This window comes from Enterobacter sp. V87_3, from assembly GCF_029967835.1.
Lineage (GTDB): Bacteria > Pseudomonadota > Gammaproteobacteria > Enterobacterales > Enterobacteriaceae > Enterobacter > Enterobacter cancerogenus.
Genome location: NZ_JASCAM010000011.1, coordinates 181,845 through 196,944, shown reverse-complemented (window position 1 = coordinate 196,944; position 15,100 = coordinate 181,845). Strand labels below are relative to the sequence as shown.

Here is a 15,100-nt window from a genome sequence, read left to right as displayed (position 1 = left end):
CTGTATTAGTCAAACTCCAGTTCCACCTGCTCCGAACCAATGAGGCCACGGAGATCGTTCAGTAAACGATCGCTCGGAGAGACACGCCACGCTGCACCAAAGCGCAACCGCGCGCGTGCATCCGCCCTCTGATAGTAGAGATGTACTGGAATTGTCCCCGAGCGGTGGGGTTCCAGAGACTGACGGAGTCGGTTTAAAAGCTGGTCATCAATTTGCCTGTCCGTCAGCGAGATAGCAAGCCCGCGAGCATATTTTTCACGGGCTTCGTCAATATCCATCACTTCGCGGGCGGTCATTTTAAGCCCCCCACTGAAGTCATCAAAGCTGACCTGTCCGCTGACGATAAGTATGCGGTCTTTTTCCAGCAATTGCTGGTATTTATCCAGCGCGTCGGTGAACAACATCACCTCCAGACGCCCGGAACGGTCATCCAATGTACAGATGCCAATACGATTGCCGCGCTTGGTGACCATTACCCTTGCAGCAATCACGAGCCCCGCAGCCGTGGTGATTTTACCACGATCTGTCGGATGCATGTCTTTTAGCCTGTTGCCTCCGACATAGCGCTCAATTTCTTTAATGTACTGGTTGATCGGGTGCCCCGTCAGGTACAAGCCTAACGTTTCACGCTCGCCATCCAGCACCACCTGTTCTGGCCAGGGCTGGCAGTTGGAATACGACTGCTCAATCTGCTCTGGCTCTTCTGCCAGAACGCCAAACATATCTGCCTGGCCTATCGCTTCTGCCTTCGCGTGCTGATCGGCCGCTTTCAACGCATCGCCCAGCGAGTTCATCAACGCGGCGCGGTGCGGCCCCAGCCTGTCGAATGCCCCGGACATTATCAATTTTTCGAGCACGCGGCGGTTAAGCTTTTTAGTGTCAGTCCGGGCGCAGAGGTCGAACAGCTCGCGGAAATAACCGCCATTGTTACGCGCCTCGATGATCGCCTCGATTGGACCTTCACCGACACCTTTGATCGCGCCGATCCCGTAGACAATCTCCCCGTGCTCGTTCACGTGGAAATGGTAAAGCCCGGAGTTGATATCCGGCGGCAGGATCTTAAGCCCCATGCGCCAGCACTCGTCGACCAGGCCAACCACCTTCTCGGTGTTGTCCATATCGGCCGTCATCACCGCCGCCATAAACTCAGCCGGATAGTGGGCCTTCAGCCACAGCGTCTGATAGGAGACCAGTGCATAGGCAGCGGAGTGGGATTTGTTGAACCCGTACCCGGCGAATTTCTCCACCAGGTCGAAGATTTTCATCGCCAGTTCGCCGTCAACGCCGTTCTTTTTCGCCCCGTCCTCAAAGATAGAACGCTGCTTAGCCATCTCTTCAGGCTTTTTCTTACCCATTGCACGACGCAGCATGTCCGCGCCGCCAAGGGTGTAACCCGACAGGACCTGGGCAATCTGCATGACCTGTTCCTGGTACAGGATGATGCCGTAGGTAGGCTCCAGTACCGGTTTCAGGCTTTCATGCTGCCACTGCACGTCAGGGTAGGAAATCTCTTCGCGCCCGTGCTTACGGTCGATAAAGTTATCCACCATCCCTGACTGCAGCGGCCCCGGACGGAACAACGCCACCAGCGCGATCATATCTTCGAAGCAGTCGGGCTGCAGGCGCTTAATCAGGTCTTTCATGCCGCGGGATTCAAGCTGGAAGACGGCGGTGGTCTCCGAGCGCTGCAGCATGTCGAAACTTTTTTTATCATCCAGCGGGATGGCGGCGATGTCTATCGGCTCCAGCCCCTGCTTCTCGCGGCGCGGGTTAATCATCTTCAGCGCCCAGTCGATGATCGTCAGGGTGCGCAGGCCAAGGAAGTCGAACTTCACCAGCCCGGCGTATTCCACGTCGTTTTTATCGAACTGTGTGACCGGGTGATGGCCCGCCTCATCGCAATAGAGCGGCGCAAAATCGGTAATTTTCGTCGGGGCAATCACCACCCCGCCCGCATGTTTACCGGCGTTACGCGTGACGCCTTCGAGCTTACGCGCCATGTCGATCAGCGCTTTAACTTCTTCATCTGCTTCGTAGATTTCCGGCAGCTGCGGCTCGGCTTCAAAGGCTTTTGCCAGCGTCATACCGGGATCGGGCGGCACCAGCTTGGAGATGCGATCGACGAAGCCGTACGGATGCCCCAGCACGCGGCCAACGTCGCGGATAACCGCTTTCGCCGCCATCGTACCGAAGGTAATAATCTGCGATACCGCATCGCGGCCATACATGTCTGCAACGTGCTCAATCACCTGGTCACGTTTCTCCATGCAGAAGTCGACGTCGAAGTCGGGCATGGAGACACGTTCAGGGTTAAGGAAACGTTCGAACAGCAGGTCAAACTCCAGCGGATCGAGGTCAGTGATTTTGAGCGCGTACGCCACCAGCGAACCAGCACCGGAACCACGGCCCGGGCCTACCGGCACGCCGTTATCCTTCGACCACTGGATAAACTCCATCACGATCAGGAAGTAGCCGGGGAACCCCATCTGGTTGATAACCTGCAGCTCAATATCCAGACGTTCGTCGTAGGGTGGGCGCTTCTCTTTACGTTCCGCTTCATCCGGGAAGAGAAATTCCAGGCGTTCTTCCAGCCCTTCTTTCGATTTCACAACCAGGAAATCTTCCGTGGTCATGTCGCCCGTCGGGAACTGCGGCAGGAAGTACTCGCCGAGACGCACGGTCACGTTACAGCGTTTGGCAATCTCTACGCTGTTTTCCAGCGCTTCCGGGATATCAGAGAAGAGTTCACACATCTCCTCTTCCGTGCGCATGTACTGCTGCGGGGAATAATTACGCGGACGTTTCGGATCGTCGAGCGTGAAGCCGTCATGAATAGCGACGCGGATCTCGTGCGCGTCAAAATCGCCTGATTCCAGGAAACGCACATCGTTGGTTGCCACAACGGGCAGCCCGCGCTGTTCCGCCAGGGCCACGGCGGCATGCAGATAGCTCTCTTCGTCCGCGCGACCGGTGCGGATCAGCTCAAGGTAATAGCGATCCGGGAAATGTTCTTCGTAGAACGACACGCACTGGTCCACCAGTGCGCTGTTGCCGCGCAGCAGGCATTTGCCGACGTCACCCACGCGGCCGCCGGAGATCAGCAGCAGGCCTTCATTCAGCTCGGCCAGCCAGTCTCTGTCGATCCACGGCCCCTGCGCGCCATAGCCGCGCTGATAGGCTTTTGAGATAAGCAGGGTAAGGTTCTGATAACCCGTGTTGTTCATCGCCAGCACGGAGATTTGCGTCATCTCATCGCCAAGCAGTTCGCTTTGCACATGAAAATCCGCGCCGACAATAGGTTTCATTCCCACGCCATGCGCCGTTCCGTAGAACTTCACCAGGCCACACAGGTTGGTAAAATCGGTGATCGCCAGCGCAGGCATGCCAAGCGCGGCCGCCTTTTTTACCAGCGGCCCGGTCTTTGCCAGCCCATCGATCATGGAGTAGTCGCTATGCACCCGCAGGTGTACGAAACGTGGTTCAGCCATCTTCAGATTCCGCGTTACTTAATTGCTTGCGTCTTGATTCAGGACACCCGTGCCAGCGCACGTTTTACCGGACCAAAACTACGACGGTGGTGTTCGGTGGCGCCATGTTCAGCCAGCTTTTCCAGATGGAAAGGCGTAGGATATCCCTTGTGCTGAGCGAAACCATACAGGGGATAAGTGAGATCCAGCGCAGCCATTTCGGCATCGCGCGTCACTTTAGCAATGATTGACGCCGCGCTAATTTCCGGGACCCGGCTATCCCCTTTCACTACCGCCATTGAAGGCACAGGCAGTGCCGGACAACGGTTGCCGTCAATCAGGACGTATTCAGGGGTTATTTTCAGCCCCGCCACCGCCCGCTGCATCGCCAGCATGGTGGCATGAAGAATGTTCAGCTCGTCAATTTCATGCGGTTCAGCGCGCCCCAGACTCCAGGCCAGCGCCTTTTCCTGAATCTCATCAAAGAGCGCCAGTCGGCGCTTTTCAGATAATTTTTTTGAATCATTCAGCCCAACAATCGGGCGAGCAGGGTCGAGTATTACCGCTGCAGTAACCACAGCACCGACGAGCGGGCCCCGCCCCACTTCATCCACGCCCGCCACGAGGTGCGTGTGTGGATAAACAAATTCCATCATTTTGCTAACTCCAGCACCGCTTCAGCCGCTTGCTCATCGGCATTACAGCGGATCTGCTGATGCAGTTCACGGAACGTCTCGTGCATAAGATGGCTGGTCTTGCCATTTGCCAGCAGCGGAAGTAGCGCATCGGCTAACGCCTGCGGCTGACACTCATCCTGCAGCAGCTCTTTTACCAGCTCGCGCCCGGCGAGTAAATTAGGCAAGGAGACATAGTCGGTTTTCACCAGACGTTTCGCCAGCCAGAAGGTGAAGGGCTTCATGCGGTAACCCACTACCATCGGGCATTTCGCCAGCATACACTCCAGCGCGGCCGTACCGGAGGCCAGCAGAGCGGCATCGCTCGCGACCATCGCCTCACGGCCCTTTCCATCCAGAAGATGAATGTGCAGATCCGGCGCAACTTCCGCTTTGATGCGTTCAAACTGCTCGCGGCGTTTCGCATTAACCAGCGGCACCACCACTTCAAGATCGGGATAGGTCTGGCGTAGGATCTGCGCCGTTTTCAGGAAATCGGCGCTCAGCATCTCAACTTCTGCGCCACGGCTGCCCGGCAGCAGAGCCAGACAGTGGGCATCATGGGGGATACCCAGCACGTCACGCGCCGCGTTTTTATCCGGGTCCAGCGGCATGGCATCTGCCATGGTGTGACCTATAAAACGGCATGGCACGTTGAATCTGTCGTAAAACGCCTTTTCGAAAGGCAGGAAAGCCAGTACCAGGTTGGTAGACCGTCCGATTTTGAAAACGCGTTTCTGTCGCCACGCCCAGACGGACGGACTGACGTAGTGAATGGTTTTGATGCCCTGTTTTTTCAGGTTCCCTTCGAGGGTAATATTGAAATCGGGCGCATCGATACCGACAAACACATCGGGTTTGAGATCGGTAAAACGGCGTGTGAGATCGGCACGAATATGTAACAGGCGACGCAGGCGGCCCAGCACCTCAACGATGCCCATCACGGCCAGCTCTTCCATCTCATACCAGGCTTCGCAGCCTTCGGCCTGCATCAGCGGGCCTGCCACACCCACAAAGCGCGCATTGGGTACACGAGCCTTGAGGGCGCGGATGAGACCAGCACCAAGAATATCGCCGGAGGTTTCTCCGGCGACCAGGGCTATCGTAAGCGGACGACTGTCGACCATTAACGAATCAGACCCCTTGTTGAACGGTCAAAGAATTCCATGAACGCGTTCACTTCCGGGTGCTTATTCGCCAGCTCGGCAATTTCCGGCTTCGCCTCTTCCAGCGTTTTACCGTTACGGTACAACTGTTTGTACGCGTTGCGGATCGCTGTAATCGCTTCGCGGCTAAAGCCACGACGCTTGAGGCCTTCGATGTTCACGCCAAACGGCGTGGCATGGTTACCCTGCGCAATCACGTAAGGTGGGACGTCCTGCGCCACACCGGAGCATCCGCCGACCATCACGTGCGCACCAATGATGCAGAACTGATGGACAGCCGTCATGCCGCCAATGATTGCGAAATCATCAACCGATACGTGTCCCGCCAGCGTTGCGTTGTTGGCGAGAATACAGCGATTACCCACGGTACAGTCATGCGCAATATGTGCATTCACCATAAAGAGGTTGTCGCTGCCCACCTTCGTCAATCCACCGCCCTGAGTTGTTCCACGATGAATGGTGACGCTTTCGCGAATACGGTTACGATCGCCGATTTCCACACGGGTCGGCTCACCAGCATATTTAAGATCCTGGTTTACTTCGCCGATGGAGGCGAACTGATAGATCTCGTTGTTGCAGCCAATAGTCGTATGACCATTCACCACGACATGAGATTTCAGTACTGTACCCTCACCAATTTCGACATGGGGTCCAACAACACAAAACGGGCCAATGTGAACGTTAGCACCAACAATGGCGCCGGTTTCCACAATCGCGGTAGGATGAATAAAGGCGGATTTATCAATCACGTATCAGGCCTCCCGGCTACGCGCGCACATCATAGTCGCTTCACAAACAACTTTGCCGTCAACCGTTGCAACGCCTTTAAAGCGAGTCAGGCCACGACGCGTTTTTTCAAAAGTGACTTCCATGATCATCTGATCGCCAGGCACAACCGGACGCTTGAATCGCGCTTCGTCGATGCCGGCGAAGTAATAGAGTTCACCCGGCTCCAGTTTACCTACGCTTTTAAACGCAAGGATACCGGTAGCCTGCGCCATGGCTTCCAGGATCAACACACCCGGGAAGATAGGCTTACCAGGGAAGTGCCCCTGGAAGAACGGCTCGTTAACGGAGACATTTTTCACTGCGCGCAGAAAACGACCTTCTTCAAAATCCAGCACACGGTCTACCAGCAAAAACGGGTAGCGGTGCGGCAGAAGTTCTAAAATCTCTTCAATATGCAGAGTATGAGTGTCAGTAGTCAAAATACTCTTCCTGTCAAATGTACTAAGTAGCAATAATAACACGGCCTGCCGGTTTATAAAAAAGCCGACAGGCCGAGAAAATGAGCGTTAAACGGGTGAACGCTTAGTCTTGTTGATCGATCTTGCGCTCAATAGCCTTGAGTCGCTTGCTCATATCATCAATATTCATCACCAGTGCTGCTGTTTTACGCCATACCTTGTTCGGTTGCAGCGGAATGCCAGAGGAATAGACGCCGGGTTCAGTAATAGGACGCATCACCATGCCCATTCCCGTTACCGTTACCTTGTCGCATATTTCCATATGGCCATTGATCACGCTGGCACCGCCAATCATGCAGTAGCGACCAATTTTCAGGCTGCCAGCCATGATCACGCCGCCCGCAACGGCAGTATTGTCGCCAATCACAACGTTATGTGCAATCTGACACTGGTTATCAATGATAACACCGTTGCCAATGATGGTGTCGTCCAGCGCGCCGCGGTCGATGGTCGTACATGCACCGATCTCAACACGATCGCCAATAATAACGCGACCAAGCTGCGGGATCTTAACCCAATTGCCACGATCGTTGGCATAGCCGAAACCGTCAGAGCCAATCACCGTGCTGGATTGAACGAGGCAATTCTCGCCCATCTCAACGTCATGATAAATGGACACATTGGCCCAAAGACGGGAGCCTGCGCCAATTTTGGTATTTTTTCCAACGAAGCAGCCCGGACCAATGGCCACGTTATCGCCCAGCACAACGCCAGATTCGATAACGGCATTTGCGCCAACTGCCACGTTGTTACCCAGCTGAGCCGTCGGGTCGATCGCTGCGCTGGCAGCAATGTTTTGCGCCGGCTGCGGCGTGGTATCAAGAATTTGGGCCATGCGTGCGTAAGTCAGGTAGGGATTTTTAACTACCAGTGCAGCGCCTGTGGCAAACGGAAGATCGTCCTGCGTCATCACAACGGCGGACGCCTGGCACTGGGGCAGATGTTCACGGTACTTAGGGCTTACTATAAAGGTAATGTTGCCCGCTTTAGCAGATTGCATGGACGCAACAGCGGTGATGACGATATCGCCATCACCGTGTAATTCTGCATCCAACTGCTGAGCTAAATCAGCCAGTCGAATTGAAGGCATTACTTATTTAACCTGTTTCAGAACATCAGCGGTGATGTCTTTAACATCGCTGCTGTTGAAAGCGACGGCATTCGCATCCACAACCAGATCGATGCTCTGATCGGCTGCTACTGCTTTGACAGCAGACTGAATACGAGTAACCAGTTTACCGCGCTCTTCGTTAGAACGACGCTGACGATCCTGCTCGAAAGCCTGCGCTTTCTGGGAGAAAGTCTGGCGCTGTGCCATTACGTCTTTTTCCAGCTTGCTACGGTCGCTCGCTTTCATGGTAGAACCATCACGCTGCAGACGCTGCATTTTAGTCTGGAGGTCGCCTTCCATACGTTGCAGTTCGCCAGCACGGCCTTTAAATTCGTTTTCCAGAGTCGCAGAAACACCCGTTTTCTGTGCAACCTGCTGGAACAAATTACCCATGTTGACGATTGCAATTTTGTCTGCTGCCTGAGCAGAGGTTGCCATCGCTAAACCGAGACCTGCAGCTAATAACCACTTTTTCACAATTAACTCCTTACCATCCCATTGGCACCCGAAGGTACCGTTCTTTGCGTGGCAAGGCGATCGTTTTACCGATCGCCGGTTGTCAGCGCTACACTGCCAACGCATTCCATTGCAGCGGATTATTACCAGGTTTTACCAATGTTAAACTGGAACTGTTCCGCTTTATCTCCATCATATTTCTTAAACGGCTGGGCGTAGGAGAAGACCAACGGCCCCAGCGGTGACATCCATTGTAATGCGATACCTGCAGACATGCGAATATTGCTCGGATCGCTGTAGTCCGGAACACCTGCTGCACGCATCTGGGCAGTGTTCTCCCAGTTGGTATCCCACACCGTACCGGCATCCCAGAAGATGGAGGTACGAACAGAGTTCGCATACTTGTCACTGATGAACGGCGTCGGCGTGATGAACTCGAGGCTGGCGACGCCCATGGCGTTACCGCCCACTGCATCATCAGAGCTACATACTTCGGAAGATGACGATTTGTAGCAGTTATCCTTATCGTTCCCACCGTAGTAAACCGCTTTCGGACCAATGTTATTGGACTGGAAGCCACGAACGGTGCTTGAACCACCGGCGTAGAAGTTTTCATAGAACGGCAGTTCTTTGCCGCCCAGACCATCACCGTAGCCCCAGCGGGTACGACCCAGAACCACCCATTTGTGATCGTCATCAATTGGGAAGTAGGATGCGGTATCCAGCGTCACCTTGTAGAACTCGTTATCGGAACCCGGAACGGTCACTTTACCGTTCAGGTTAACGCGGGAGCCCTGCGTCGGGAAGAAGCCACGGTCCAGACGGTTGTACGTCCAGCCATAGTTGAACGTGAAGTCATCGGCGGCAAAGCCGTTGTTATCGCTGCTCTTACTCGCTGACTGACCGATGGAGTCCAGATAACGCCACATCGCCACCTGCGGTTGCATATTGGACAGGTCGTTATGCACATAACCTAAGCCCGCACGCAGGGTGTTGTATTCGTTGACCGGGAAGCCGAGCGTACCGTCTACACCATAACTTTTGTTGGTATAGGAGGACAGATCCGCGTCGTCTGCTTTAAAGTCGTTATAGAAGATACGACCGCCCAGACTCACACCGTCAACGGTGAAGTATGGGTTGGTAACAGAGAACTCAGAGTAGGTCTGGTAGTCGTTTTTGGTACCGTTGATGCCGACAGAGTAACCAGTACCCAGCCAGTTATCCTGCTGGACACCGACCTGGAAGCTGACGCCACTTTCGGTACCGTAGCCGACACCGAAGTTGAAGCTACCGGTGTTACGCTCTTTAACCTTGTAAACGACATCCACCTGGTCCGGGCTTCCTGGTACACGCTGCGTATCGGTATCAACCGTTTCGAAGTAACCCAGACGGTTCAGACGCTCTTTACCCTGGTCGACCAGGTCGCTGCCCAGCCAAGCCCCTTCCATCTGGCGCATTTCGCGACGCAGAACGGAATCTTTAGAGGTGTCGTTCCCTTCAAAGCGGATCTTACGCACGTAGAAACGGTTGCCCGCATCAACGTTGACGTGAAGCTTAACGGTTTTCTCAGCATCGTTAATTTCTGGCTGAGTCTGCACGCGTGGATAAGCATAACCATAACGGCCGAGCAGCTTCTTAATGCTGTCTTCCATTTTGGTCACTTTAGACCCGCTGTACAGATCGCCTGGCTGAATCTTCGTCAGTGATTCGATTTCAGCAGAATGTCCCGCCAGGTTGCCACTGACTTCAACACCTGAAAGCTTGTACTGCTCGCCTTCAGTGATGTTAACCGTAATGTAGATCCCTTTCTTGTCCGGCGTCAGACTGACCTGGGTCGAATCAATGTTGAAACGCGCGTAGCCGCGATCCAGGTAGTAGCTGCGCAGGGTTTCGAGATCGCCCGCCAGCTTCTGCTTCTGGTATTTACGATCGCCAACGACGTTCCACCACGGCACTTCGTCACGCAACTGGAACGTTGAGATCAGTTCATCAGTGCTAAATGCGTGGTTGCCCACGATGTTGATCTGCTGGATCTTCGCAGAAACACCTTCCTGGAAGACCAGCTTCAGGTCAACACGGTTACGCGGCAGCGGTGTCACAACCGCTTTCACGCTGGCGCTGTATTTACCGACGCTGTAATAGAAATCTTCCAGACCTTTTTCAATGTCTGAAAGGGTTGTGCGGTCCAGAGATTCCCCCACACGAACGCCGGATGCTTCAAGGTTTTGCTTGAGCATGTCATCTTTCACCGACTTGTTGCCGGAGAAAGTGATACTGGCGATCGTTGGACGTTCTTTTACCTGAACCAGCAGCGTATCACCATCGCGCAGGACGCGGACGTCCTCAAAGTTGCCAGTGGCAAACAGAGCGCGGATGGTGTTACTGATGTCTTCATCATTAACCGTATCGCCGGGGCGCACAGGCATACTGAGGAGGGCCGCACCAACGGCGACACGCTGAAGGCCTTCGAAATGAATATCTTTCACTACGAACCCGTCAGCACCGTATACGGTGGCGCTGCTAAACAGCAGCGACGCTATGAGCAACTTTTTCATCGCCATCGTTATTATGCGTTCTTCCTAACTAACTCTCTTACAACCGAGAGAAATCATTGAAAAGTGCAAGCCCCATTAACAGCACCAGCAAAATCGAGCCAATGCGGTAACTAAAGTCTTGAACTCGCTCGGATACCGGTCCGCCTTTTAGCTTTTCAATCGCTAAAAACAGCAGATGGCCCCCGTCTAAAACGGGAAGCGGGAACAGGTTGATTATCCCGAGGTTCACGCTAATGAGCGCGAGAAACATGAGATAGTAAATCACCCCGAACTCCGCTGACATTCCAGCCCCCTGAGCAATCGAAATAGGCCCACTGAGGTTGTTCAGTTTGACATCACCGGTTATCAATTTCCCCAACATGTTGACCGTTAGCTTCATCAGTTGCCATGTTTTATCCGTGGCTTCAAGGATGGCGCTAAACGGCCCATACTGGCGTATTGTCTTGTACTCGTCTGGCAGTGGGATCACTTTCGGCACGACGCCAGCAAACCCTTCCGCCTTTCCGCTACCTGATTTGGTATCCGGAATCAGCGTCAGTGAGAGCGGACTCCCCTGCCTTTCCACGTCCAGCGCGAGCGATGTACCTGGATTATCGCGCACCAGAGTAACAAAGGTCATCCACTCTGTTAATGGCTGACCATTGACTTTAACGATCCTGTCACCCGCTTGCAAACCCGCTTTACTTGCCGCCGAATGCGCTTGTACTTCGGCTAATACCGGCTCGATCTGCGCGCCACGCGGGCGAATCCCCAGTGCAGCGACCGGATCTTCTTTGTCAGGCTCGAAACTCCAGTGGCGTAAATCCAGCACTTTTTTCTGCCGCTGGTCAGATCCAAAATCCGAGACGCTGAGCGTTGTCTGCTCATCGCCAATTTTGGAAACCAGTTGCAGTCGCACAGCATCCCAATCAGGGGTTTCGATACCATCAATGGCTTTAAGTTCCATCCCCGACGTAATTTGCGCATTTGCCGCGATGGAGTGAGGGGCAATTTCCCCCACAACCGGACGCACGCCAGGCACACCGATGATAAACACCAGCCAATACGCGAAGATAGCAAAGATGAAGTTAGCTACCGGACCGGCAGCAATGATGGCAGCACGTTGCCCAACCGTTTTGTTGTTGAACGCGCTGTGGCGAAGTTCCGGGGCAACAGGCTCAACGCGTTCGTCGAGCATTTTGACATAGCCGCCCAGCGGAATAAGCGCAATGACAAACTCGGTGCCATGCCGGTCGGTGCGCTTCCAGAGCGACTTACCGAAACCGATCGAGAATCGCTCTACCCGCACTCCGCAGCGACGAGCAACCCAGAAATGGCCAAATTCATGCACGGTAATCAGTACACCCAGTGCAACTATGAACGCCGCCAGATTCCAGAGAATGCTCAGCATAAAACCTTCCGTTAAATCGTCCCGAATACCAGTAAAAGCAGGCAAGCAAACACTGGAACAGCTGCCGTCAGGCTGTCAATACGGTCCAGTATACCGCCGTGTCCTGGAATAAGGTGACCACTGTCTTTTATCCCTGCTTCACGCTTGAACATACTTTCGGTGAGATCGCCCAGTACCGAGGCCAGCGCAGCAAAAATGGAGCACACCAGCAGCGTTGACGGCGCAACCTCAAGATTCGCCCAGACGCCGTAGCCCCAGGAGATGATTGCTGCGGTAAACAGACCGCCAATAAAGCCCTGCCAGGTTTTGCCCGGCGACACTTTCGGTGCCAGCTTATGTTTGCCGAACAGTTTACCAAACATATAGGCCCCAGAGTCAGCCCCCCACACGAGAATCATCACATAAAGCAGCCATAGCGCACCGCTGTAGTGGTTTTCGTCGTAGTGCCAGGCGCGAAGGGCAATCATACCCCAGAAAAAAGGCACGATGGTGAGCAGACCAAAAATCAGGCGCAGCACTTTAGAATGACGCCATATGGCCGCCGAACCGGGATAGAATAGCACCAGTAACAGCGCAGCCACCCACCAGGCCAGCGATATCCACAGGGATCCGGCCACCAGCGGCTGATGAATATCATGGTGATACTCAGGCAACGTAAACAGCATCAGAGCCAGCACAAAGCCACAGAGCACCGCCAGCCAGACTCGCTGAGTGCGCGAGGTAAAGCCGCTAAGCTGTCCCCATTCCCACGCGGCCAGCATGCACACGACAAGCGTCACAATAGCAAATCCCACCGGTGGCAGTAAAAACAGTGCCGCAATGACAATGGGTATTAATACAAAAGCGGAAATCAGGCGATACTTCAGCAAAAGCTACCCCCATCAGGCTTTGTCGCCACCAGGCTCGGTGCCGCCGAAGCGACGCTCACGATTGGCAAAGGCATGCAGCGCACCTTCAAAGTCTTGTTCATCAAAATCGGGCCAAAGAACATCAGTAAAGTAAAGTTCGGCGTAGGCTATTTGCCAAAGCAAAAAGTTACTTATGCGATGTTCTCCCCCTGTCCTAATTACTAAATCTACAGGTGCCAGTTCATTCATGCAGATTTGCTTATTCAGCGCCTCTTCATCAATTTGGTCCGGTCTCAGTAACCCTTCCTGAACCTGTTCGGCCAAATGCCGAACACCCTGGATAATATCCCAGCGTCCGCCGTAATTCGCCGCGATGTTGAGCGTCAGGCCGGTGTTATTTTCCGTCAGCGCTTCTGCTTTGCGAATCCGTTCTTGCAAACGTGAGTTAAAACGACTGGTCTCACCGATAATCCGCAGACGGACGTTGTGGCGGTGCAGGCTTTTTACTTCGCTGTCGAGCGCCCACACGAACAGTTCCATCAACGCAGTCACTTCCTGCGCGGGTCGATTCCAGTTTTCACTGCTAAAAGCATAGAGCGTTAACGCATCAATGCCGTTGTTGGCGGCAAAAGAAACGGCGCGGCGAACAGATTTCGCCCCGGCTTTATGCCCAAAGGCTCGTATCTTCCCTTGTCTTTTCGCCCAGCGGCCATTGCCATCCATAATGATTGCAACATGGCGACAGCCATGCGCTGGCAAGTTCTCGCTTATTGGTTGGTTCGCAGACAACATAACGCGTTTTTAGTCCCTGAAAAGGATGTAACGGTACTCAGGAATACTGAAGCCTGTACATAAAAAAGCCGTGTCAAACCACGGCTTACCTGACCACATAAAGTCAAATGCCTGCGATCAGGTGGCGCTGACTATATCACTGAAGCCCAACGCTAACAAATGGCACAGCCACTACCGCTTGCTTTATCACCAGCTTGCGAGACGTGTCACCTGTTTACGCGCAATAATACGCGCTTGTGCATCGACCGCCAGCACCTCCTCCACGCTTTGTGGCTCGCGCAAATCCATCATCTCCAGCACCGTCAAATTAAGCGAGGCGATGTCGGTAAAACGAATCTGCTGATTGAGGAAGGCATCAACGGTAATTTCATTGGCCGCATTGAGCGCCGTTGTCGCAGCTTGCCCTTGATCGAAGGCCGTCATCGCCAGCCTGAGGCAGGGATAACGCTCATAGTCAGGCTCGCTAAAGGTCAGTGCGCTCAGCTTACAAAAATCGAGCGGTTTAACCCCGGATTTGACGCGCTCTGGCCACGCCATGGCGTGTGCAATCGGTGTGCGCATATCCGGTTCGCCCAACTGTGCCAGCACACTGCCATCCTGATAGCGCACCATGGAGTGAATCACCGACTGCGGGTGGATCAGCACTTCCATCTGTTTCGCTGACGCATTGAACAGCCAGCGAGCTTCAATGTATTCCAGACCTTTGTTCATCATGGTGGCGGAGTCGACAGAGATCTTACGTCCCATCGACCAGTTCGGATGACGGCATGCCTGATCCGGCGTCATGGCGCTCAGTTCAGACAGCGGCGTCTCGCGGAACGGGCCACCAGACCCGGTAAGCAGAATCGACACAACGCCATTCTGCTCCAGGTCAGCGTACCCCAGGTTCTGTTGAAAAGGTTGCGGCAAACTCTGAAAAATCGCGTTGTGCTCGCTGTCGACCGGCAAAAGGCGTGCGCCACGCGCTTTTACCGCCTCCATGAACAGGCGTCCACAGGTGACAAGCGACTCTTTATTGGCCAGCAGAACATCTTTACCGGCATCAATCGCGGAAAGCGTCGGCAACAGTCCTGCCGCCCCGACGATAGCCGCCATAACCTGATCGACCTCATCCAGCGCCGCCATATCACAGGCCGCCTGTTGTCCGCTCAGCACCTCGGTGCGGCTGCCCTTTTCCAGCAGCTGGGCTTTTACCTGGCGAGCGCTCTCCTCGTCATCCATCACCGCAAAGCGGGGCGTAAACTCCAGGCACTGCTCGACCATACGCTGCACGTTCTTGCCCGCCACGAGCGCGGTCACGGTGTAGTGTTCAGGGTTATGGCGAACGACGTCGAGAGTGCTGCAACCGATAGAGCCGGTCGAGCCAAGGAGTGTTAAATGCTTCATGAAATGCC

General features: G+C 54.3%; 12 protein-coding genes. All 12 read right to left on the bottom strand.

What is annotated here, in order from left to right:
- Nucleotides 1-5 precede the first annotated feature (5 nt).
- Entirely contained in the window at nucleotides 6-3,488 is a 3,483-nt protein-coding gene (gene dnaE, locus QLG21_RS04070) for a DNA polymerase III subunit alpha (RefSeq protein ID WP_137849541.1), read from the bottom strand.
- A 38-nt stretch (nucleotides 3,489-3,526) separates the two neighbouring features.
- Nucleotides 3,527-4,123, bottom strand: a complete 597-nt coding sequence (gene rnhB, locus QLG21_RS04065) for a ribonuclease HII (protein WP_137849542.1) — start codon at nucleotides 4,121-4,123, stop codon at nucleotides 3,527-3,529.
- On the bottom strand, nucleotides 4,120-5,268 hold the full coding sequence (gene lpxB / locus QLG21_RS04060) for a lipid-A-disaccharide synthase (protein ID WP_282483927.1): 1,149 nt from the start codon (nucleotides 5,266-5,268) through the stop codon (nucleotides 4,120-4,122). The genes rnhB and lpxB overlap by 4 nt, the downstream gene beginning before the upstream one ends.
- On the bottom strand, nucleotides 5,268-6,056 hold the full coding sequence (gene lpxA, locus QLG21_RS04055) for an acyl-ACP--UDP-N-acetylglucosamine O-acyltransferase (RefSeq protein ID WP_282483926.1): 789 nt from the start codon (nucleotides 6,054-6,056) through the stop codon (nucleotides 5,268-5,270). Before lpxA ends, lpxB begins: the two co-directional genes overlap by 1 nt.
- A gap of 3 nt (nucleotides 6,057-6,059) precedes the next feature.
- On the bottom strand, nucleotides 6,060-6,515 hold the full coding sequence (gene fabZ / locus QLG21_RS04050; RefSeq protein ID WP_006173598.1) for a 3-hydroxyacyl-ACP dehydratase FabZ: 456 nt from the start codon (nucleotides 6,513-6,515) through the stop codon (nucleotides 6,060-6,062).
- 103 nt (nucleotides 6,516-6,618) lie between these two features.
- The gene (gene lpxD / locus QLG21_RS04045; RefSeq protein WP_282483925.1) at nucleotides 6,619-7,644 is read right to left on the bottom strand and encodes a UDP-3-O-(3-hydroxymyristoyl)glucosamine N-acyltransferase; all 1,026 of its coding nucleotides are present in this window, start codon (nucleotides 7,642-7,644) and stop codon (nucleotides 6,619-6,621) included.
- A gap of 3 nt (nucleotides 7,645-7,647) precedes the next feature.
- Nucleotides 7,648-8,142 (bottom strand): molecular chaperone Skp, encoded by a 495-nt coding sequence (gene skp, locus QLG21_RS04040; RefSeq protein WP_119938444.1) that lies wholly within the window; start codon nucleotides 8,140-8,142, stop codon nucleotides 7,648-7,650.
- Between the two features lie 122 nt (nucleotides 8,143-8,264).
- Nucleotides 8,265-10,682, bottom strand: coding sequence for an outer membrane protein assembly factor BamA (gene bamA / locus QLG21_RS04035; protein WP_137849546.1), 2,418 nt, complete (start codon nucleotides 10,680-10,682; stop codon nucleotides 8,265-8,267).
- Between the two features lie 31 nt (nucleotides 10,683-10,713).
- A complete protein-coding gene (rseP, locus tag QLG21_RS04030) occupies nucleotides 10,714-12,066 on the bottom strand; it encodes a sigma E protease regulator RseP (RefSeq protein ID WP_137849547.1) in 1,353 nt (450 codons plus the stop codon).
- An 11-nt stretch (nucleotides 12,067-12,077) separates the two neighbouring features.
- Nucleotides 12,078-12,935 (bottom strand): phosphatidate cytidylyltransferase, encoded by an 858-nt coding sequence (gene cdsA / locus QLG21_RS04025; RefSeq protein WP_006173603.1) that lies wholly within the window; start codon nucleotides 12,933-12,935, stop codon nucleotides 12,078-12,080.
- A gap of 12 nt (nucleotides 12,936-12,947) precedes the next feature.
- Nucleotides 12,948-13,706, bottom strand: a complete 759-nt coding sequence (gene ispU / locus QLG21_RS04020; RefSeq protein ID WP_006173604.1) for a (2E,6E)-farnesyl-diphosphate-specific ditrans,polycis-undecaprenyl-diphosphate synthase — start codon at nucleotides 13,704-13,706, stop codon at nucleotides 12,948-12,950.
- A gap of 186 nt (nucleotides 13,707-13,892) precedes the next feature.
- On the bottom strand, nucleotides 13,893-15,092 hold the full coding sequence (gene ispC, locus QLG21_RS04015) for a 1-deoxy-D-xylulose-5-phosphate reductoisomerase (RefSeq protein ID WP_006173606.1): 1,200 nt from the start codon (nucleotides 15,090-15,092) through the stop codon (nucleotides 13,893-13,895).
- Between the last annotated feature and the right edge of the window lie 8 nt (nucleotides 15,093-15,100).